Genomic DNA, 22444 nt, shown 5'->3' on the forward strand with positions numbered 1-22444 from the left:
CCCGTAAGGGAATGCCCGCTGATAATGCCCCCATCGAATCCTTCCACTCCAGTTTAAAATCAGAAGGATTCTATCTCCACCACCTGACAAACACTACAACAGCCATTGTAGAAAAAACGGTCAGGGAATATATTAATTATAATAATAATATCCGAATTCAATTAAAATGAAACAACCAGTCACCGAAAGAGTTTCGACAACTGGCTGTTTCATAAAGGTGTTTTGATCCCTGTCTCAAAAACGGGGGTCAGTCCCCAGATGAGGCGGTTTTTTTTATTTAGCGTTTTTTGATTTCTTCTAGGAGAATCTTGTTGACCATCGGCGGGTTTGCTTGTCCCTTCGATGCTTTCATGATTTGACCTATTAAGAAACCAATCGCACGGTCTTTTCCATTTTTGAAGTCTTCAATGGATTGTGGGTTGTTATCAAGTGCTTCTGTGACAAGTTTGAGCAGCGCACCTTCATCAGATATTTGGACAAGTCCTTTTTCTTTGACGATTGTTTCTGCATTTCCCCCATTTTCGATCAGCTCTTTAAATACCTTTTTGGCAATTTTAGAGGATATCGTTCCTTTTTCAATGAGTTTGATCATGCCGGCAAGTCCTTGCGGCGTTAGTTTTGTTCCTTCCAGCTCTTTTTGAGCGGAGTTTAGGTATGCAGATACTTCACCCATCAGCCAGTTCGATGCTTGCTTCGCTTCCGCACCTTCTGAAATGGTCGCTTCAAAGAAATCAGACATTTCTTTTGTCAGCGTCAGAACCATTGCATCATATGCAGGCAGTCCAAGCTCTTCGATGTAGCGTTTGCGGCGCTCATCTGGAAGCTCTGGGATCGACGCCCTTATACGTTTTTTCCATGCGTCATCAATGTACAGCTCCACCAAATCTGGTTCTGGGAAGTAGCGGTAATCATCTGAGCCTTCTTTGACACGCATGAGAATCGTCTTTTTAGACGCTTCGTCATAACGGCGTGTTTCCTGCTCTATCAGACCGCCAGAAAGCAGTACTTGCTCTTGGCGTTTTTCTTCGAATTCAAGTCCTTTTTGAACAAAAGCGAACGAGTTCAAGTTCTTGAGCTCTGTTTTTGTTCCAAACTTCTCTTGACCAATTGGACGAAGAGAAATATTGGCATCACAGCGAAGTGAGCCTTCTTCCATTTTACAGTCGGAGACGCCTGTATATTGAATAATGGATTTTAGCTTTTCTAAGTATGCGTACGCTTCTTCTGGTGTGCGAATGTCTGGCTCAGATACGATTTCAACAAGCGGTGTGCCCTGGCGGTTGAAATCAACGAGTGAGTATCCGTCATCGGTGTGCGCCAGCTTTCCTGCATCCTCTTCCAGGTGGAGACGTGTGATACCGATTCGTTTTGTTTTTCCGTCTACTTCAATTTCAATCCAACCATTTTCCCCGATCGGTTTATCAAATTGCGAAATTTGATAAGCCTTTGGGTTATCAGGATAGAAATAGTTTTTACGGTCAAATTTTGTGTCTGTTGCGATCTCACAGTTCAGCGCCATAGCTGCTTTCATTGCAAAGTTCACCGCCTCTTTGTTCAGAACCGGTAGTACGCCAGGATAACCAAGATCGATGACACTTGTTTGCGTATTGGGATCTGCACCAAAAGGTGTCGGCGAACTTGAGAAAATTTTTGACTGTGTTTTTAGCTCTACGTGGACTTCAAGTCCTATTACCGTTTCAAAGTTCATTCTGATTCACCCCTTACAGTTCAGGTTTTGGTTTATGATGATCTGTTGCTTGCTCGAAAGCGTGAGCCACGCGGTAAACTATTCCTTCGTCAAAGTGCTTGCCGATGATTTGCAGTCCTAGCGGAAGGCCGCTTGCAAATCCACAAGGCACACTGATTCCTGGAACACCTGCAAGGTTCACAGGGATCGTTAAAATGTCGTTTGCATACATGGTAAGAGGATCGCTTGTCTTTTCACCAATGTGAAATGCAGGAGTTGGTGTTGTTGGTCCTACAATGACATCATACTTTTCGAAAACATCTTCAAAGTCTTTTTTGATCAATGTACGGACTTTTTGTGCTTTTTTATAATACGCATCGTAATATCCTGAGCTTAGAGCGAATGTGCCAAGCATGATGCGGCGCTTCACTTCGTTCCCAAAACCTTCAGAACGTGTATTTTTGTATAAATCAATGAGATCGTCTGCATGATCTGTACGGTAGCCATAGCGGATGCCGTCAAAGCGCGCAAGGTTCGCAGATGCTTCTGAAGAAGACAGCAAATAGTATGTCGCAAGTGCATATTTAGAATGCGGAAGAGACACTTCTTCCCATGTAGCACCGAGTCCTTCTAATACTTTTAACGCTTGAAGAACAGACTCTCTCGCTTCAACGCCCACACCTTCGCCAAGATATTCTTTTGGCACTGCAATTTTAAGACCTTTGATATCGCCAGTTAATGAAGAAAGAAAATTTGGTACATCCACATTTGCACTTGTTGCGTCCATTTGATCGACGCCAGAAATCGCTTGAAGAATATATGCATTATCCTCTACACTACGCGTAATAGGCCCAATTTGATCTAATGATGAAGCAAATGCAATTAAACCGTATCTGGATACACGGCCATATGTCGGTTTAAGACCAACAACACCACAGAAAGATGCCGGCTGACGAATGGAACCGCCTGTATCTGATCCAAGGGAAAATGGTACTTCACCTGCTGCAACTGCTGCTGCTGATCCACCACTTGATCCACCTGGAACTGTGTCCAAATTCCATGGATTTTTCGTCGCTTTGTAGCCAGAATTCTCCGTAGATGATCCCATTGCAAATTCGTCCATGTTTAATTTTCCGACTGTGACAGCTTCCGCCTCTCTTAGACGGTTCACAACAGTTGCATCATAAATTGGATCAAAGCTTTGTAAAATCTTACTTGATGCTGTTGTACGTAAATCCTTCGTCACGATGTTGTCTTTGACACCAATCGGCATACCGAACAATAGGCCAAGCTCGCCCTTTTCACCAACTGCCTCGTCCAATTCCTTTGCATACGCACGTGCTTTCTCTTCGTCTAATGCAAGGAATGCTTGAACTTTCCCATCTACTTCATTGATTCGTTTATAAGACTCGTCCACTAAATCAGTAACAGACAGTTCCTTTTTATGTAAAAGCTCTTTTAATTCAGAAATTTTGTGATCAAACAGTGACATGTCTCGGGCCTCCTTTAGTCCAAAATTGATGGCACACGAATATAGCCGTCTTTATGATCAGGCGCGTTTTTGATGACTGCCTCAATGGAAAGACCTTTATTCGGAACATCTTCTCTCATGACGTTTTTCATTTTTAATACGTGTGTGGTTGGTTCAACGTTTTCCGTATCTACCTCGTTTAACTGCTCTGCAAATGAAATGATGCTATCAAGCTGTTCTGTAAACATCTCAGCTTCTTCTTCTGTAATCGCAAGCCTTGCTAGATGCGCAACGTGCTTTACTTCTTCTATTTTAATTCTTGACATGCAGGTTCACCTCCAAAAATAATGCGTGTTGATGGTCATGATCATAAGTCATATACACTTTATCATATCAAATTTTACTGTTCTAAAGCAACTTTACCAAGGCTTGAGAAAAGGGATATTATCCATTCACCGTTCAAATAAGCAATTGCCCAAAATATTTATATATGTTATTCTTATTCTTCAGAAAATTTTTTCTTTTATATATTTTGTAAACGCTTACATATAGATTCTTATAGCCAATACACGTATTTTTTTGCGGGTGGCGGGGTTTAAGAAGGTTGATCACCTGGGTATTCTCTGGTAGGTTAAATAACCATAGCAGTAAGCACAGACCATTTTGATGTTCTGTGTAAATTTTAATTGAGGTGATGTCAAATTAATACGAAAAAGGTGATATGGAAACATGAGTATTGAAATTGGAATTTCTTTATCTATTTATTTTATTGGAATGCTTTCTATTGGCTGGTATTCATTTAGAAAAACAAATAACTTAAATGATTATATGTTAGGCGGACGCGGGCTAGGTCCTTATGTGACAGCTCTATCTGCTGGCGCATCAGATATGAGTGGCTGGATGCTTATGGGACTTCCAGGCGCTATGTATACAACGGGGCTTTCATCTGGATGGCTTGCTGTTGGCTTGATTAGTGGAGCTTACTTAAATTATTTATTCTTAGCTCCTCGCTTGCGATCGTATACAGAGGTTGCTGATGATGCGATCACCATTCCAGACTTTTTTGATAAACGGTTTAAAGATTCATCTACTCTATTGAAAGCTGTATCAGCTATCATTATTATGATTTTCTTTACACTCTATACCTCATCAGGTATGGTATCAGGGGGGCGTTTATTTGAATCAGCGTTTGGCGCTGATTATATGTTTGGTTTGATTTTAACTTCTAGTATCGTGATCTTATACACATTATTAGGCGGCTTTTTGGCAGTTAGTTTAACTGATTTTGTTCAAGGAGTCATTATGTTTTTAGCTTTAGTGCTCGTGCCTATCGTTGCCTTTACTCAGTTAGGTGGCCCAATTGCCACGTACCAAGATATACAACAAATTGATCCAAAATTGCTTGATATATTCAGAGGAACGAGCGTCATTGGCATTATTTCTTTCTTAGCATGGGGGCTTGGTTACTTTGGACAGCCGCACATCATTGTTCGATTTATGGCCATTACGACTGTAAAAGATTTAAAACCAGCGCGTCGTATCGGAATGAGCTGGATGATTGTATCAGTCATTGGTTCACTTTCTGTCGGATTAGTCGGAGTCGCTTATGTACATCAAACAAGTACTACTTTGGCAGATCCTGAAACCATCTTTATTGTACTTTCTAAAGTGTTATTCCATCCGTATATTACTGGATTTTTACTCTCTGCCATTTTAGCTGCGATTATGAGTTCAATTTCCTCACAGCTGCTTGTGACAGCAAGTGCGATGACAGAGGATTTATACCGTACTTTCTTTAGAAAAAAAGCGTCAGACAAAGAACTGGTGATGATCGGACGTATGTCTGTATTAGTTGTGGCCATTATCGCGCTTTGTCTTTCTCTTAATCCAAGTGATACTATTCTTGATCTTGTTGGTTATGCTTGGGCAGGTTTTGGATCTTCATTTGGTCCAGTCATCTTGCTATGTCTATACTGGAAGCGAATGAACCATCACGGTGCACTAGCAGGAATGGTTGTAGGAGCAGTGGTTGTCTTAACATGGATCTCAACCGGCTTGAATAATACAACTGGCTTGTACGAAATGGTTCCCGGATTTATTTTGAGTGGTTTGACTGCGATCATTGTCAGCCTCTTGACCAATAAACCGTCTAAAGCTTCTAAGAAGCTATTTACCAAAATGGAAGATCACCTTGAAGAAGAAACAAAATAACAAAAGTGAAGAGTCATCTGCCCTTTAGCGGATGACTCTCTTTATTTTTAAATAAAATGCTTTTCTTTCTCCCATTTCTGAATAAAATAGAAGTTGTGCAGCCATATGGCTGTGAGAAGGTCATATACATGATGTGAAACGTAAATGAAATGAAAGGAGCGATACGCATGTCTTGGACAATTGAATGGGATACTGTCTTAAAATTAGCCGTGGCAACCTTAATTGGTTTGATCATCGGTCTTGAACGCGAGCTTAAAAAAAAGCCCCTCGGCTTAAAAACGTGTATTGTCATTGCTGTCAGCTCCTGCGTATTAACCATCATTAGCATTGATGCAGCCTACAATTTCCCTCGAGTCTCTAAGCTTCAAATGGACCCACTCAGGTTACCGGCGCAAATTATATCTGGTGTTGGTTTTATTGGAGCAGGCGTGATTCTTCGAAAAAGCAATGATGTCATCTCAGGTCTAACGACTTCCGCCATGATCTGGGGGGCAGCAGGACTTGGGGTTGCAACAGGTGCAGGTTTTTATAAAGAAGCCTTCATCAGTCTTTTCTTTATTCTTGTCAGCGTCGAATTTTTACCATGGATCTTCCAACGAATCGGGCCGATTCGCTTACAGGAAAAAGAAATTCGTATCAGAATGTCTCTATCTGATCGAAACCGGATGACGAACATTTTAAAAGAAATGAAAGCACTTAATATCCGCATTCATTCTGTTCGAATTGATGATTTAAAGGAAAAGGACTATCCGATCATGGAAGTACGCGTTCGTGTGCATAAAGATCGCTATACAACCGATGTATATTTTGATATTAAAGATTTAGAAGGCGTTGTTGGCGTGAAGTGTGATACGGTGTAAATGGTGATGAGACAAAAGTCTCATTACCATTTTTTATGGGATTAGGGGTTGAACAACGGCTTATATTCAAATAAAATACAAAATATGAAAAAATAATAAAAGGGGATTTCTAATGGGTTATTTGAATCGTAAAAATCGTATTCTTCTCTTTACTATTATTCTGACAGCTCTCATGCTAGCTGTTATGCTCACCTCACATTATGTCTCTCCCACATCAACGAATGCAGCAGACAAAAAACAAACGAAGACACCAAAAAACATTATCTTTATCGTTGGCGATGGAATGGGGATGCCCATGATCAAAGCCTACCGTACATTCAAACAGGAAAAGCATTCTTCTGCAAAAGGACAAACCGTCTGGGATCCTTATTTAGTCGGGATGCAGACGACGCACCCAGATGACCCTCGAGATAATATTACTGATTCTGCTGCCGCAGCCACAGCCATGGCAACTGGAAAAAAAACATACAATAACGCCATCGCCGTCAATCATGAAAAAGAACCTCTTAGAAGTGTCGTTGAAGCGGCAAAGGAAGCACGAATGAAAACTGCCTTTGTTGTCTCATCTGATATCACCGATGCAACACCAGCTGCTTTTGGCACACATAACGTTTCCCGAAAAAACAAAGAACAAATTGCAGACCACTTTTTTGATGAGAAAATCAATGGAGAGCACAAAGTTGATATCCTTCTTGGTGGCGGAATGCAATATTTTGACCGCAAAGACCGTAATCTCGTTCAAGAATTTAAGAAGAGCGGGTATTCCATTCTTCGATCAAAAGACGATTTTAAGTCTCAATCATCAAAGCAAATGCTCGGCTTATTTCAAGAAGATGAGCTAGATCGAGCCATTGACCGCCCAAAGCATGTCCCTACTTTAAAAGACATGACGCAGGCAGCACTAACTCAATTGAATCAAGACAACCAGCATGGCTTCTTTATGCTACTCGAAGGCAGCACGATTGATTCGGCTGGGCATGAAAATGATGTTGTCGGTGCAATGAGTGAGATGGAGGATTTTGAGAAAGCAGTCCAAGCAGCTCTTCAATTCGCTAAAAAAGACCAAGAAACCCTCGTGGTCATCACAGCAGACCATTCGACTGGCGGGTTTTCCTTTGGCGCAGACGGGATGACAAGTGAAACCGGCTATAAATGGGATCCAGCACCCATCCTAGCTGCAAAGAAAACGCCTGTGTATATGGCAAAGAAAATTGCAGATGGCCAATCTGTCAATGAAGTACTTCACACCAATATTGATTTCTCACTGACAACAGAAGAAATTTCACAGGTAGAAAAAGCAGCACAATCAGGGCATGCAAGTACGATCCAGTTAAGTATTCAACGTATCTTTGATCAGCGTTCTTTCTCAGGTTGGACAACATTTGCCCATACAGGAGAGGATGTCCCTGTCTATGCATATGGTCCAGGAAAAGCAGCATTTCAAGGCTGGATTGATAATACCAAGCAAGGAAAAAACTTGTTTCAAATTATTGAATCATCCTCCACTTATCGCCCATAAATAAGTATCCCCGCCTCATCAATTAGGCGGGGATTTTTGTTTTAAGATTGACTTAGCTTTGTAAAGTCAAACGTCGTAATAGGAGTCGCTTGCTCAATATCAGAACGGATGCCAGCGAGCATGGCCTTCTCTTCTACTCCGATTGTGGCCAAATCAAATGCTTGATGCAGCAACCCATAAATGAGCATGTGGCGCAAGCGAAGGAAATCAGGAATGTATGCGAGCCATTCATCCAACAGCTCATTCTCTTTCCGATAGCCTTTAAGGAAATGCTTCATAAAGTTCCCTGCAAAAGCAGCTTTGTCCTCGTACGGAATCACTGGGTACCACAAGACATTGTATAGCAAAATGCTGATGTCGTTGATAAACCAGTTGTACCCAATATCATCGAAATCAAAGGTCGTGATTTCCCCTTGATCCCAGTGAAAATTTCCGTGATGCAGGTCCGCATGAACCAATCCATACGTATCTTTATTTTTCGGAAGCTTTGCTAGCTTTTCCATTAACCGATCCGCTTGCTCGAACACAAGTGTCTGATCTGCGGGTACATATTTTCGTAGCTTAAGCTGCTCCTCTTCATCCCACTCTTGTCTTTTATAACGTGCGTCTGACAACTGGTAGCTTTTTGTCAGTTTGTGCATGAGCCCTGTATATTGTCCAAGAGCATAAAATAATTCATCGTTCCAGTCTGCCTCTTCGACTTTTCGGCCTGGTGCTTTTTCATATACTCGAAGTAAAAATGCACCGCCTCGACCATCGTCTACTTGCTCGATATCTCGACCATTTAATGAAGCAATGGGTTTCGCAACTGAAAGACCACCCTTCGCTAAGTGATGCAGCCATTCCATTTCACCTAAAATATAATCAGGTGATCTGCGGATGGTATGGGTAATTTTTAAAATGAAAGACTCTTCGCCTTTTTTCATTTCATACACATAGTTTTCTGCATCTGCGATAAAATGGATGTCACTTCGCTGGACTCCATATAAATGAGTCGCCTCATCTAAAATGTTTGATTCTTCATATATGGCTTTTACATCTTTATGCATGCTGATTCTCCCTCTTTATATATTTTGCCAATTCGCGAATGGTGTGTTTTTCAGCAAAATTCAAATCATCAACATACCAACCCTTCTTTTCAATCTCTACTTCCATTTTGACAGCAAGTAAAGAATTTCCTCCTAAATCGAAAAAGTCGTTGTCAATTCCTACTTTTTTCACATGAAGAATGTCACACCAAATGTTCATGAGTAATGCCTCACGTTCATTGGTTGGCTGCGCGTAAAGTCCATCATATTGCGTGTGATCCATTTTTAATAATGACCGAAGACCTTCTTCATCATGCACCTTAAGAGCTTGCACATAGCATCTGTGCTTCGTTTGATCTGTTTGAATAGTTTCCCATGTATAAGTCTGAGAAACAAGATCACTTGCTGCCTCCGTCTTGTGATCATCTATTTCTCCAGTTGAGTGCTGAAGGGGTGACAAATGAGTGACGATCTGAATGTGATCACTATATGAATCGATATCCTTCACTTGTATTCGATATGTTTGCTGCCACTCCATCTTCTGCATCTGATGTTCTTCCATAAATGTCTTGAACAGCTGATTACGTCCAGTAGGTACAAACGAAAATTCAATGGTGGAAAGTTGGTGCTGACGGCTATATTCAGCGAGCCATGTCAGACATTTTTGCTCAATCCCTTTCCCTAGCGCACGGCAGCTCAGCATCCATGCATCAATTTTCAAGATTTCATTTGTTCGATGCGCCAAGATGGCTCCTACAACTCCTTCGTGACTGAAGCGATCCGCTGCCTCAATGATCCAGCCCTGAACATGCTCGTTCTCCATCTGCTCTCTCAGATGCTGTTCATCAAAACGCTGATCGTTTAAACGGAACTGGTTAATGCGACTGCTCATTTGGGCCACGCGGGCAAGGTGCTGCTCTTTCCATTCTGTTACGCTCATATTCAAATTCAAATTTTGCAAAAATTGCTCCATTGATGGCGACTCTGCTTGCTCTTTTTGACGAGCTTTTTCAGCCTTGTAGCTCGTTGTTCGCCCTCTATCTTCATCGGTGACTTCATAACGGTCAAATGCCCAAGCATGCTCGACAAATAACGGAATCGCTTTTTCATTGGCAGGTAACAGCAGCGTCATCACTTCAGGTAACTCTTCATTCATACGCAGGCACTGGGCCGGGTCATCATCTAAGAAAATAAACTGAGATAACGAAAGATTCAGTGAATCTGCCATTTCTTTTAGTTGGATAGGTTTACTTTCCCAATTGATCCGCCAGTCGACAATATCTTCTTTTTGCAAGATCATATCAGGATGGTTTTCAAATACACGCCACACATCTTCTTCATTGTTCCTGCTGCTTAAGACAAGCAGCAATCCTTCTTGTTGCTTTTGTTTTAAGAAGCGTTGGAGCGTTTGGTGTTCTGGCGTAATGTCGATGCCTTCCACACCGTCTTCTGAAACGACGCCTTTCCAAAGTGTATGATCGCAGTCAATAGCAGCCACTTTAAATGGTACACCTCGCCATGCGACAATCTCTCTCGCTACTTTTGTGCCAATTGCTCCACAAAAGGCCTCCGTGAATGGGAGATGAGCGGCTTGCTCTCCTTTTTCATCAAAAATCTCTTCAATCTGATATTGCTGTCCAAGAAGACGGCAATCGATTAGCTGAACATTGTCAATATCAGATAGCTGGGCGATCCACTCTTGTTCCACGTCTTGAAGGGTGTCTTTAAAAGCAGGACTCAATGGCAAAATGCCAACAAAATATAGGTTATGGTTCGTTTTTAATTTGAGAACGTTTGCGAGTTCTTCAGCATGTTCTGAGGCGAGCTTTTTCTTTTCTTCAAGTGATACATGAGCTGGACCAGTAATATCCTCCAAACGAACGAGTAGAAGATTGGCTCCATTTTTCTTCTGAGAGATGAGGCTCTTTTCATTTAATAATTCTTGATAAACCTGTCCATACGGTGCAAACTGAACATCGAGCTGCACATCAAACTGTTTCGCCCAATACTGAATGTATGGAGCGACCGGATCTGCTGTAAACGTTGAGCTGACTGCCAGCACAAGTGGTGCTTTTTTCTCTGCCCGTTCTCTTTTCTCTTGCGCTACTCTTTCTTCTTCCTCTGAAAGCACGTCGAAATCCTTGAGCAATTGATCTGGGGCTTGAACAGCCTGTTCGACCAAGCGCTGGAAATGCGTCACGAAAGCCTGCATCGTCTCATGTTCAAACAAAGCAAGATTGTATTGAAGAACGCACTTTAACTCGCCTGTTACCTCTCTGACAACATCCATTTTCATATCAAGCTTGGAAATTCCCTTTGCAAACTCATGCGTTTCAAAGGTCAGTCCATCGGCTTCAATTTTAATATTCGGATCGTACTCATTATGATAAATGAGCATCGTATCAAAGAATGGGTTGCGGTGCGGTCTTGTTTTTGGATTCAGGTGTTCGACCATTTGGTCAAATGGGTATTCTTGATGATCATATGCATCAAGCAGTACTTGTTTTGTTTGAGCCAATTGCTCTGTAAAGGATGCATCTTGTTCCATTTCTAGTTTAATTGGCAGGAAGTTCGTAAACATACCAATTGTATGTTCAATATCTGCGTGACGTCTGCCAGCAACAAGTGAACCGACAATCAGTTCCTCCTGATTGGCATAGCGTGAGAGCAGCAGACCATATAACTGGAATAAGATGACGTTGTTCGTCAGCTGATATCGTTCAGCTAGCTGTTCAATTTTTTCCACGATGTGCGGCTCAATGTTAAACTTAATCGCTCTTCCTAAGAAGGATTGTTCCTTCCGTTCAAAATCATATGGCATCGTCAAGGTCGGAACGTTTGAACCAATTTGCTCCTTCCAATAATCCTGCTGCTTTTGAAACATCTCGCTGCGGAAATACTTTTCCTGCCATTCTGCATAATCCTTATATTGAACAGTAAGTTCTGGCAAGGTTTCTCCGCGATAAAGCTCAGTAAATTCTTTAATAAAAATGTTCATGCTCGCACCATCAGCGACAATATTGTGCATATCGACTAATAAAAGATGATCAACTGTTCCGATCTTGACAAACCGCACACGGATCAATGGTGCAGCCTTTAAGTCAAATGGTCGAATGAATTCATCGATTTGTGCTTCTAATTCCTCTTCCTTAGCCTCTGTCATTTCAACGGCAAACTGGAAATCATCGTGCACCCGCTGAACAGGTTCCCCATCTTTTAATTCAAATGTCGTCCGCAAAGTTTCATGGCGATCAATTAATTGCCTGAAGGTCTGTTCAAAGCGCTCAACATCGATGTCTCCTTTACATCTAAGCGCCATTGGCATGTTGTATGAGGTGACTTGACCAATACGCTGATGAATAAGAAACGTTCGTCTTTGAGCTGCAGATAATGGGTACGTGTCTTTCCGCTTCACCGGTTCGATTTTGAAATACTGATGCTTCTCTGCCCTTTCAATGAATACTTGAAGCTTTTCAATCGTCGGATTGTTGAACATGTCTGTGAGCGTTAGCTCCACACCAAATTCCTTGTGAATTTGAGAAATGAGACTGGTCGCATTTAACGAATGTCCACCAAGTTCAAAGAAATGATCGTCCCTTTCCACCTTTTCTAATCCTAAAATGTCTTTCCACATACGCTTTAGTGTTGCTTCAATGTCGCTTGTGGCAATGGTTTGTCCTTGATTGCTTTCTTCTATTTCTTCTCCCTTGTTTTCTTTCGGCACAACCATTTGAACACCTGAGGACGGGGATAGTGCTGATGTATCTACCTTGTCGATCCAATATCTTTGTCGTTCAAACGGATAGGTTGGCAGGGATACTTTTTGGTTTGATTTGTGTTGTCTTAACTTTGTCCAGTCAATCGGTACTCCTTGTAGCCAAATGTCACCCAGTCTGCTCAAAAGATAGCGATCGTCTGCTGCCTCTTCTTTCGGATGACGCATCAATGGAATTGGCTGCTGAGTGTGTTCCTTAGCGGCTTGACGAATAAAGGCACTTAACGTATTTCCTGGTCCTACTTCAATCAAAATCGGATCAAGCTCAGTTAGTAATGTCTCTGCTCCATCACGGAAACGAACCGCTTGCCGCAAGTGATCAGCCCAGTATGCCGGGTCTTTCACCGCTTCCTTTTCGACCCACGTACCTGTGACGTTAGAAATGTATGGGATAGACGGTGAATTCAATTGATACTCAGCTAATTTCTCTTTGAATGATGGAAGTATGTCATCCATCATTTTGGAATGAAAGGCATGAGAGGTGTGAAGCTTTCTACACCCATGTCCAGCAGCCTCTAGCTTTTCAGCTAGTGCGTCAATAGCTGGCGTCTCACCTGAAACGACACATAACTCAGGACCATTTACTGCTGCGAGTGAAAGTTCTTCTGTTAAATATGGCAACACTTTCTGTTCACTCAAAGGAACACTTAGCATAGAGCCTTTCGGAAGCTGACTAATGAGTTGTCCACGATAAGACACAAGATCTATGGCATCTTCTACAGATAGTAAACCTGACACGGCAGCTGCTGTGTATTCTCCGATACTATGACCGATCATCGCCTGCGGTTTAATCCCAAAATGAATCAATAATTTAGCTAAAGCATATTCAACGCTAAACAGCAGAGGCTGCGTATATTCTGTTTGGTTGATTAGCTGACGGTCATGACTTGCTTCTGTTGAAAATAAAATGCTGAATGGGTCAATTGAGACATGCTGATTGAATTGGTCAAAACATTGATCCAACGCTTCCTTAAAGACTGGGTACTTGTCATAAAGCTGACGCCCCATGTCCACATACTGAGATCCTTGGCCTGGGAAAAGAAAGACGACAGGCCGGCTCGATGTTTGAGAACTGGCTGTCTTGACCACCTCTTTTGACCTTTGATTCAGCGCCTGTAACATGTCAGCTGTGTCACTTCCGAGAATGACACGTTTATGCGGAAAATGATGGCGTCCTGTTTGAAGCGTATAAGCGACATCTGCTAAACGGACATGCTGCTGATGCTCAAGTAAATAGTCTGCAAGATGATCCGTCATTTTCTCAAGTGCTTCTGGTGTTTTTGCAGATAATAAAAGAAGTTCACTATCACCTGTATCATCTGCTGCTACACGTGTATTCGGTGCTTCTTCTAAAATGACATGCGCGTTTGTTCCACCAATCCCAAATGAGCTTACACCCGCTCGGCGAGGAGTTGCTTGCTCACCCCATGGCGTCAAGTCTGTGTTGACAACGAAAGGTGAATTTGCAAATTCAATTTTTTCATTCGGTGTTTCAAAATGAATCGTCGGAGGAATCACTTGATGCTTTAAGCTTAAGACTGTTTTAATAAAGCCGGCAACACCTGAAGCATCATTCAAATGACCGACATTTGATTTCACTGAGCCAATGCGGCAAAACCCTTTTTTATCCGTATCAAACGCTTGCTTTAGTGCTTCAATTTCAATGGGGTCTCCAAGTGTTGTACCGGTCCCATGTGCTTCAATGTAAGAAATGGTTTCAGGATCCACCTCGGCCATTCTAAGAGCCGTTTTAATAGCTGATACTTGGCCTTTGGTACTTGGAGCCGTATACCCTACTTTTCTATTTCCGTCATTATTAATGGAGGATCCTTTAATTACAGCATAAATATGGTCGCCGTCTTTAATGGCATCCTCTAAGTTTTTTAAAATGACAGCTCCTGCACCATCACCAAAGACGGTTCCATCAGCTTTGTTATCAAATACGCGGCAATGTCCATCAGATGAATGGATCATGCCTTCTTGATAGAGATAACCCGATTTTTGTGGCAGACGAATGGAAACGCCGCCTGCAACAGCCATATGACAGTCTCCGCTTAGTAAAGCCTGAACTGCCAAGTGAATCGATACCATAGAGGTCGAGCAGGCGGTCTGCACCACCATACTCGGCCCCTTCAGATTTAGTTTATATGAGATCATCGTGGCCAAATAGTCACGCATATTCAGAACAGCGGTTTCTAGTGTTTTCGAGTCCTCGCCCTGCACAGCACCTTGAAGTGCTCTCATGACCCATTCTGTATTGATTCCTGCACCTGTATAAAGACCAATTTGACCTTTGTATTCAAATGGGTCGTACCCAGCATCCTCAAGCGCCGTCCAAACACATTCATGAAACAGTCTGAACTGCGGGTCCATCATGGCTGCTTCTTTTGGTGTATAGTCAAAGAAATCTGCATCAAACAAATCGACATCATCAAGCATCCCTTTTGCTTTGACAAAGCGAGGGTTTTTTAATAAGGCTTCATCTGTACCTTCACCCCGTAATTCCTCCTCTGTAAAAAAGGAGATCGTTTCCTTCCCTTTTTTCAGATTCTCCCAGTATTCATCTACGTTTTTGGCACCTGGAAAACGACCTGCAAGACCGATAACAGCAATTTCTGCGCCATGATAGTGATTTGTTGTATCATTCATTCTCGATTCCGCCTCTCAATCTTTTATTTCGTTGCTGTTTAAAACGAGCTCTTCGATCACCTGATGTGACGACGGCTAGTTCTTCTTCCATCGATTCTTCCTTCGATTCATCAGAAGGTTGGATATATTTCGCTAGCTCTGCGACAGAAGGGTACGTAAACAACGTAACAACCGCTTCATTCGTTTGAAGTGCTTGATTTAACCGGTTGGTGACTTGAACAATATCAAGCGAGCTTGCGCCGAGATCAAAGAAGTTGTCGTGAATCCCCACTTGTTCCATGCCCATAAAGTCTTGCCATACTTGACAGATCGCTTTTTCAGTTTCATTTCTAGGGGCCACATACGGATTGCTCAACTCTGGCCTTTCGTGCTTAGACACCTCATATGAATCCTCACTCGTTGCAGCCTTCGACTCTAGTGACAGCCATTGATCTATCCGTTCATTAAGACTTCCTGTTGACACGAGCATGTGTCGATTTTGTCGATTAGAAAGAACATATTGAAACAGCTCGGCACCCTCTTCTGGTAAAATAGCAAGCTCATTAATTGATTCACCAATTGTCGATTCCAACTCACCCCAGAAATTCCACGCATCCCAGTTCACACACACCCATGGGGTTTGACTATTTTGATTGAGTCTAGCTGCAAATGCATCCATATATAAGTTAGCCGCTGAGTAAGCAGAGAATCCTAAGCCACCAAGTAATGCACTAATGGATGAAAAGAGCAGACAAAAATCCGCTTGCTCTTGATCTAATAGCTGCTCTAACACATCAAGCCCTCTCACCTTTGATTGAAATTGATCCTCTCCCTGTGCGAGTGTAGAAGGTATATCTTTGATCGCCCGGAAGGATGTACTGCCAGGCAACCCTGCCGCATGGAACACACCATGAACGCCGCCGTGCTTATTACGAATGGCACTAAACACATGCTTCATATCATCAAGATCTCCTGCATTCGCCTGCATCGCCTCAACTGTTGCACCTAATCGTTCGAGCTCAAGTACTTTCTCAATTCTCGTACGCATCCCTTCATCCGCATTCTCTTGATGAGTATAGGACGCCCATTCGTCTCTTGGCGGTAATGCTGTTCTTCCTGTTAAATAAAGATGGACGTTTCCTTCTTTCGCCAGCATCTTTGATAGGACAAAACCGATGCCTCCTAAACCGCCTGTAATCAGATACACACCATTTGGCCTGATCATGTTTGGAAGCCCATCCTCTTTTTGCAGCGGCAAATGTTTGTAGCTCTGTACCCAGCGTTGACGATTGCGATACGCCACAAGCTGGTCCTTTCCAGGCTGCATGATTTCCTGAACAATCAGATCGACAAGTGCTTGTTCCTTCCAAGACATCACGTCTGGCACGTCCTCCACATCAATATTCCAGCATTTGATATGGTGGTATTCCTGTGAAATGACTTTACACGGTCCAAGCATTGCACTTTTCTCTGCACAAATCGTCTCATGTCCTGTGACTGGCTGAATTCCGCTAGTGACAGTAAACAGACGACATTCTCGAATATTTTTTTGGGCAGCAATCGCTTGAGATAAGAAAATTAAACTGTAATAGCCTTTTTCAATGTGCGCCTGAAAAGCGGCTTGTCGATTCGAGTTGTCATCTTCTTTCGCAGCTTCCCATAAATGCAGAATCCGATGGATATTGACACCTCTATTAGACAATGAATCTAGCATGTTACGGTAGTGCTGGCCTTCTGCCGGATTGATCGTAAACGACTGATCTAGCTCTTGATAAGCTTCACCCTTTGTGACAGAAATGACCTTAATATCGTGTTGGATGAATGATTGTGTAAACAGTTCATGAAAGGCATCCTTTTCCCGAAAAATGAGCCATGTTTGTTCTTCTGTTTCTTTTTCGAAAACTGGTTTTAGCGGCTGCTGCTCCCACGAAGGAAGATAGAACCATTCCCCCATCTCTTTCTTCTTTGTTTCCTTAGGGACTGATAGCTGCGGAGAAGCTGGCTTTCCTGCTTCAGTCCAATATCGTTTGCGTTGGAATGGATAGGTTGGTAACGATACAAGCTGATGATCCTCTTGTGTTGGATATTGCTGCGCCTTGACCTCGTAGCCGCCTGCCCATAACTCTCCTATTCGCTTTAAGAAATACGCATGATCATCTGCTTGTTCTTGTGCATGCCTCACCATATTCAGCACATCATGATGATGTTCTTTGTTTTCATGACGCTTCGCTAATGCCGTCAAGCTGTTCCCAGGTCCTACCTCAATGAGTGCTAGTACTTCATCGGTTAATAGCTGAGATAAGCCATCGTGAAACCGAACAGTTCCGCGAAGGTGATTCGTCCAATAAGACGCTGTCGTCACCTCTTCGCTTTTCGCCCATGTGCCTGTCACATTTGAGATGAACGGAATCGACGGCTCATGAAATTCCACTTGCTCTACGAATTGATGAAACTCCTCAAGCATCGGCTCCATCATATATGAATGAAAGGCATGGGAAGTATGCAGCTGCCTCGTGACAATCCCTTTGTCTTGTAACTTCTTTTCAAAAGCGGTCACATGCTCTTCCTTACCAGACACGACACAAAGGTCTTTCGCATTGATAGCAGCAATAGAAAGCGATTTATCCATCATCAAAGTAAGCTCTGTTTCCGATAGCTGCACACTAAGCATTGCGCCTTTTTCCATCCCTTGCATCAATCTGCCTCTTGCCATAACGAGTGTTAAAGCAGATTCCAACGAGAAGACACCTGACAAACAAGCTGCAACGTATTCACCAATACTGTGTCCAATCATAGATTCCGGCTCAACACCACTATGCTGTAGCATTTTTGCTAATGCATATTCAAAAATAAAGAGAAGCGGCTGAGCATTTGACGTTTTTGTGATGTCCTGGTTTGTTTCATGATCCTCTGCAAAAACAACTGCCTTTAAATCAACTTGCTCTGTTTCCAGTACATATTTAAAACATCTATCTACTTCCCATTTGAATACTGGTTCTGCTTCGTATAAACCACGCATCATGCCAGCATATTGAGCACCTTGACCAGAAAACATAAATGTAGCTTTACGCCATTTTTTGCTTCGGAACACACTGGTTTCTATTTGTTTTTGTTGCCTCCAATCATCAGCAGACGAGAGCACGATTGCTTTGCGGTACGAAAATTGCTTTCTGCCATAGCGCAATGTATAAGCGATATCTTCGAGCGGAACTTGAGGATGTTCCAACATATACTGCTTTAATTGATCTGTCATTGCCGCTAAAGCGGTATCGGTTTTTGCAGATAAGACGAGCAGTTGCTTTTGATGAGAAGCTGGTTTTTTCTTAGCCTTTATTCCTTCTTCTATGATCATATGAGCATTCGTCCCGCCGATACCGAAAGAACTGATGCCCGCTCTTCTCGGCTTATCTGTTTCCTTCCAATACAGTGCCTTTTGATTCACATAAAACGGTGTATCTTTGAAAGGAATATCTTCATTTGGCGACTCATAATGAATGGTCGGTGGAATCGTTTTATGTTGCATGGACAAAATGACTTTAAACAGACCTGCGATCCCTGCTGCACTATTTAAGTGTCCGACATTGCTTTTGACAGAGCCGATTGGAATGCTCAGCGGCTCTATTCCTTTGAACACTTGACTGAGGGCAGATACCTCGATTGGATCTCCCATTTTTGTCCCCGTACCATGCGCTTCTAAATAACCAATGGAAGCGGGGTCTATGCCTGACTTTTCATAGGTTTCTTTTAAAACCTCTGCCTGTCCTTCCACACTCGGTGCGGTAAAACCAGCTTTTCGGTTGCCATCATTGTTCACGCCAATCCCTTTGATAACAGCATGAATCGGGTTGCCGTCTCTTATTGCATCTTCGTAACGTTTTAACAGAACAATCCCCGCGCCATCTCCGAAAATGGTTCCGCTCGCCTGTTGGTCAAAGGGACGGCAATGGCCATCTTTTGATTGAATCATTCCATCTTGATAGATGTAGCCGATATTTTCTGGCGAGCTGACCGTCACACCGCCTGCCAGCGCTGCATCACATTCTTGATTCAATAACGCCTGACATCCCATGCCAATATTGACGAGTGAGGTCGAACAAGCTGTCTGCATCGTCACACTCGGCCCGTGTAAATTCAATTTATAAGAAAGCTGCGTACTAAAGAACTCACGATCATTTAACAGCATGGCGCTGAATTGCTCTGTTTCATCCATCTGGTGTGCAAAACGCGTCAGCCACTCATGATTTGGACTTGTTCCTGTATAAACCCCAATTTTCCCAGCCATTCTGTCAGGGTCACAGCCTGCATCCTCGAGCGCTTCCCAAGCACATTCATGCAAGAGTCTGAACTGCGGATCCATCAGCTCTGCCTCTCTAGCAGAGTAGTTGAAGAAGTCTGCATCAAAGCCTTCGATGTCTTGTAAACGACCTTTTGCTCCGATAAAATTTGGATGCTGAAAAACAGCCGCATCCAGCCCCGCTTTCTTGAGCTCTTCTTCTGTGAAAAAATGAATCATTTCCTCGCCATTCACAAGACGCTGCCAAAAGTCTTCTAGCGACGAAGCCCCTGGGAACCTTCCTGCCATTCCGACAATGGCAATATCTGCATGTTCTTGTGTTGTCATTTTTGCTGGGAGTAAAGCAGGTGTTTCTTCACGTTCTGTCTGCTCTTCAAACAAGTATTCAGAGAGGCTTGCTACCGTGGCAAAACGGTATAATTGAACAGTGTCGATTTGTTGATCGATTCGCTCAGATATTTTCGCTGCAAGCTGGGATATATCGAGAGATGTCGCACCAAATTCAAAAAATGGCGATTCATCGTCCATTTGATCGAATCCAAAATGAGTTTGAACAATGTCGTGAATGTCTTTTTGTAAAGAAGCAAGCGATGAAAATAGACGCTTTTCCTCCTGCGACTTTTGCGGTTCAATAGATGCCATAGGCTTTGTTTGTGCAGAGAAGTCTTTTTTATGAAATGGATACCCTGGGAGCGGAATACGCTGCCTATTTTTCTCCTCTGTTAAAGGAAAAGCTAGATCGACCCCCATTTCCCAAAGAGCACCTGCAATTTGAAGGATGTCCCCATCAAGAGTTTCGGTTATTTTTTCTGCTCCCTTTTTAACCATAATGTCTTGTTTCATTGAAAGGTCGATGATCAAGGCAGCTGATTCCTGATCAATCGCAGACAGGTTTACAGTGTTGTCCATATCGAGATAACGCCTTGCAGACGATGGATGGAAAGTGGTCAGTTCCTCTCCGGTCTGTTGAATGTAAACAGGCTGATGCAGCGTTTTTTGAGGCAATGTAGACAGCCATTGATCCATCGTTTGAGTTTCATTGAGATGATAAAGAATGGATGCAGCTTCTGTTAGCTCAAGACCGCCTGCTACACATAATGCTGTCCAAACCCCACTTCCTTCTCCAATCCATACGTCTGGCTCAATTCCGAATGCCTTCAGTTGATTTGAAAACGCCGATGTCATGATCAGCATAGCTACTTCTGCTTGTCCTTCCGATATATGTTGTTTTGTATGAAATAACTGGTCTTTGGCTATAGGTAACACTGATTGGATGAGACTTATTGACCGATCCACTTCTCTTTTGAAAGAAGAATCTTTCTCATACAGCTTGATATATTTTTGTAGACCAGCCTCATCATAGCCAGACGACCTCATGCGTATCCGTTTGAAAAGAACACTTTCTCTACCTAATGTTTCCTCGTTTAGATCATGCAGTTGTTCTAATAATTCATCACGCGTGGAACAGACAAACGTTTTACGATATTGGAACGCTCTTCTTCCCCTTTGTAAGGTGTAAGCAGCTTGACCAATTGAGAGTTCATGATGTGAGGAAACATATTCCTTCAAGTTCTTTGTCATGTTTTTCAAGTCATGCTTTGATCTGGCTGACAGCACGATTAATTCCTTGGAAGGTGTCGTGCTGTGCGCTTTTCTTGGCTTCGCCTCTTCTAAGATGACATGGGCATTTGCACCACCGATACCAAAGGCGCTGACTCCAGCTCTCCTTGGCAAATGAGACGCCTTCCACTCTTCTTTGTCCGTCCCAACATAAAATGGGCTTTGATCAAATGGAATACGGTGATTCGGCTTGTCAAAGTGCGGCATCGGGGTAAATTGACGGTGATGCAACATCATGACTGTTTTGATAAAACCAGCCACGCCGCTTGCTGCATCTAAATGACCGATATTGGCTTTGACTGATCCAATCCGGCAAAAGCCTTGTTGATCTGTTTGAAAAGCGCGAGTGAGTGCTTCAATTTCTATCGGATCCCCTACTGGCGTACCCGTTCCATGTGATTCAATATAAGAAATCGTCTCTGGTTCTGTCTCGGCCATTTCTAAAGCAGATTCAATAACACTTGCCTGACCACTGACACTTGGAGCTGTATAGCCGACTTTACTGCTCCCATCATTGTTCGTTGCAGACCCTTTCACGACGGCATAAATAAAATCTCCGTCTTCTATCGCATCCTTTAATCGTTTTAGCGCAACAACCCCTGCACCTTCTCCAAAAATCGTCCCTTTTGCTTTCTCATCAAATGGACGGCAATGACCATCAGGAGAATAAATCATTCCTTCTTGGTATTGATATCCCGTGATCTGAGGTTGATGAAGCGTGACACCGCCAGCTAACGCAAGATCACATTCTCCTCCAATCAATCCTTGGCATGCCATATGGATGGCGACAAGTGACGTAGAGCAAGCCGTTTGCACTGATACACTTGGACCCTTTAGATTTAATTTATAGGCAACCCGAGAAGCAAAGGACGGATCATTGAGATGCATGATTTGAAACACATCTTCGTTCTTTCCAAGTGACGACATATGCTGACCCATCCATGATAGATTGCTAGATGCCCCAGCATAAAGACCAATTAACCCATCGTATTGTTCAGGTTCATAGCCGGCATCTTCTAGTGCATGCCATGTACATTCGTGCATCAATCGAATTTGCGGATCCATCATTGAAGCCTCGCGCGGAGAATAGCCAAAGAAGTCCGCATCAAATGATGCAGCATCTTGTAAATATGGCTTTGCCTTCACATAATCAGGACGCTTTAGCAGCGTCTCACCCACACCCGCTGCCTTTAATTCCTCATCAGTGAAAAACGTAACGGATTCCTTCCCTTGCGATACATTTTCCCAAAACGTTTGGACATCCGGAGCTCCGGGAAACGTACCTGCTAATCCTACTACTGCAATTTCAAGTCCAGATTCAGTCCATTGCTCTTGATCAGACATACGCTAC

At 42.9% G+C, this 22444-nt stretch carries 10 protein-coding genes; 4 read left to right on the forward strand and 6 right to left on the reverse strand.

Annotated features, from left to right (window positions below; genetic code table 11):
• Nucleotides 1–170: IS3 family transposase (locus WAX46_RS03480; protein ID WP_336493385.1), on the forward strand; the 170-nt coding region annotated here is incomplete at its 5' end.
• Nucleotides 171–277: 107 nt separating this feature from the next.
• Here WAX46_RS03480 and gatB read toward each other — a convergent pair.
• From gatB to gatC, 3 genes are read right to left on the reverse strand one after another with little or no spacing between them, the layout of a single operon-like run.
• Nucleotides 278–1708: an Asp-tRNA(Asn)/Glu-tRNA(Gln) amidotransferase subunit GatB gene (gene gatB / locus WAX46_RS03485; protein WP_336493361.1), complete on the reverse strand. Its 1431-nt coding sequence runs from the start codon at nucleotides 1706–1708 to the stop codon at nucleotides 278–280.
• A gap of 13 nt (nucleotides 1709–1721) precedes the next feature.
• Nucleotides 1722–3179 carry an Asp-tRNA(Asn)/Glu-tRNA(Gln) amidotransferase subunit GatA gene (gatA, locus tag WAX46_RS03490; protein ID WP_336493362.1) on the reverse strand — a complete coding sequence of 486 codons (1458 nt, stop codon included), beginning with the start codon at nucleotides 3177–3179 and terminating at the stop codon, nucleotides 1722–1724.
• 14 nt (nucleotides 3180–3193) lie between these two features.
• A complete protein-coding gene (gatC, locus tag WAX46_RS03495) occupies nucleotides 3194–3484 on the reverse strand; it encodes an Asp-tRNA(Asn)/Glu-tRNA(Gln) amidotransferase subunit GatC (RefSeq protein WP_226567467.1) in 291 nt (96 codons plus the stop codon).
• Between the two features lie 403 nt (nucleotides 3485–3887).
• Between gatC and putP the strand changes: the two genes are divergently transcribed.
• The 3 genes from putP to WAX46_RS03510 all read left to right on the forward strand — a co-directional run bounded on the left by putP (nucleotide 3888) and on the right by WAX46_RS03510 (nucleotide 7748).
• A complete protein-coding gene (gene putP, locus WAX46_RS03500; RefSeq protein WP_226567468.1) occupies nucleotides 3888–5369 on the forward strand; it encodes a sodium/proline symporter PutP in 1482 nt (493 codons plus the stop codon).
• Nucleotides 5370–5530: 161 nt separating this feature from the next.
• Nucleotides 5531–6229, forward strand: a complete 699-nt coding sequence (locus tag WAX46_RS03505; RefSeq protein WP_226567519.1) for an MgtC/SapB family protein — start codon at nucleotides 5531–5533, stop codon at nucleotides 6227–6229.
• 112 nt (nucleotides 6230–6341) lie between these two features.
• A complete protein-coding gene (locus tag WAX46_RS03510) occupies nucleotides 6342–7748 on the forward strand; it encodes an alkaline phosphatase (RefSeq protein WP_226567470.1) in 1407 nt (468 codons plus the stop codon).
• Between the two features lie 41 nt (nucleotides 7749–7789).
• Here the strand turns inward: WAX46_RS03510 and WAX46_RS03515 are convergent, their stop codons facing one another.
• The 3 genes from WAX46_RS03515 to WAX46_RS03525 are packed head-to-tail and all read right to left on the reverse strand — an operon-like array spanning nucleotide 7790 to nucleotide 22437.
• The gene (locus WAX46_RS03515; RefSeq protein ID WP_226567471.1) at nucleotides 7790–8797 is read right to left on the reverse strand and encodes a phosphotransferase enzyme family protein; all 1008 of its coding nucleotides are present in this window, start codon (nucleotides 8795–8797) and stop codon (nucleotides 7790–7792) included.
• Nucleotides 8790–15200: an HAD-IIIC family phosphatase gene (locus WAX46_RS03520; protein ID WP_336493363.1), complete on the reverse strand. Its 6411-nt coding sequence runs from the start codon at nucleotides 15198–15200 to the stop codon at nucleotides 8790–8792. The genes WAX46_RS03515 and WAX46_RS03520 overlap by 8 nt, the downstream gene beginning before the upstream one ends.
• Nucleotides 15193–22437: a type I polyketide synthase gene (locus WAX46_RS03525; RefSeq protein ID WP_226567473.1), complete on the reverse strand. Its 7245-nt coding sequence runs from the start codon at nucleotides 22435–22437 to the stop codon at nucleotides 15193–15195. Before WAX46_RS03525 ends, WAX46_RS03520 begins: the two co-directional genes overlap by 8 nt.
• Nucleotides 22438–22444 lie beyond the last annotated feature (7 nt).

Origin of the sequence: Bacillus sp. FJAT-53060 (assembly GCF_037104745.1) — a bacterium.
GTDB lineage: Bacteria > Bacillota > Bacilli > Bacillales > Bacillaceae > Bacillus > Bacillus stratosphericus_B.

Bases quoted from the DNA above. Each gene is read 5' to 3' on its own strand.
- gatB (WP_336493361.1), bottom strand. From the start codon at position 1,708: ATGAACTTTGAAACGGTAATAGGACTTGAAGTCCACGTAGAGCTAAAA.
- gatC (WP_226567467.1), bottom strand. From the start codon at position 3,484: ATGTCAAGAATTAAAATAGAAGAAGTAAAGCACGTTGCGCATCTAGCA.
- WAX46_RS03525 (WP_226567473.1), bottom strand. From the start codon at position 22,437: ATGTCTGATCAAGAGCAATGGACTGAATCTGGACTTGAAATTGCAGTA.
- WAX46_RS03510 (WP_226567470.1), top strand. From the start codon at position 6,342: ATGGGTTATTTGAATCGTAAAAATCGTATTCTTCTCTTTACTATTATT.
- WAX46_RS03520 (WP_336493363.1), bottom strand. From the start codon at position 15,200: ATGAATGATACAACAAATCACTATCATGGCGCAGAAATTGCTGTTATC.
- putP (WP_226567468.1), top strand. From the start codon at position 3,888: ATGAGTATTGAAATTGGAATTTCTTTATCTATTTATTTTATTGGAATG.
- gatA (WP_336493362.1), bottom strand. From the start codon at position 3,179: ATGTCACTGTTTGATCACAAAATTTCTGAATTAAAAGAGCTTTTACAT.
- WAX46_RS03515 (WP_226567471.1), bottom strand. From the start codon at position 8,797: ATGCATAAAGATGTAAAAGCCATATATGAAGAATCAAACATTTTAGAT.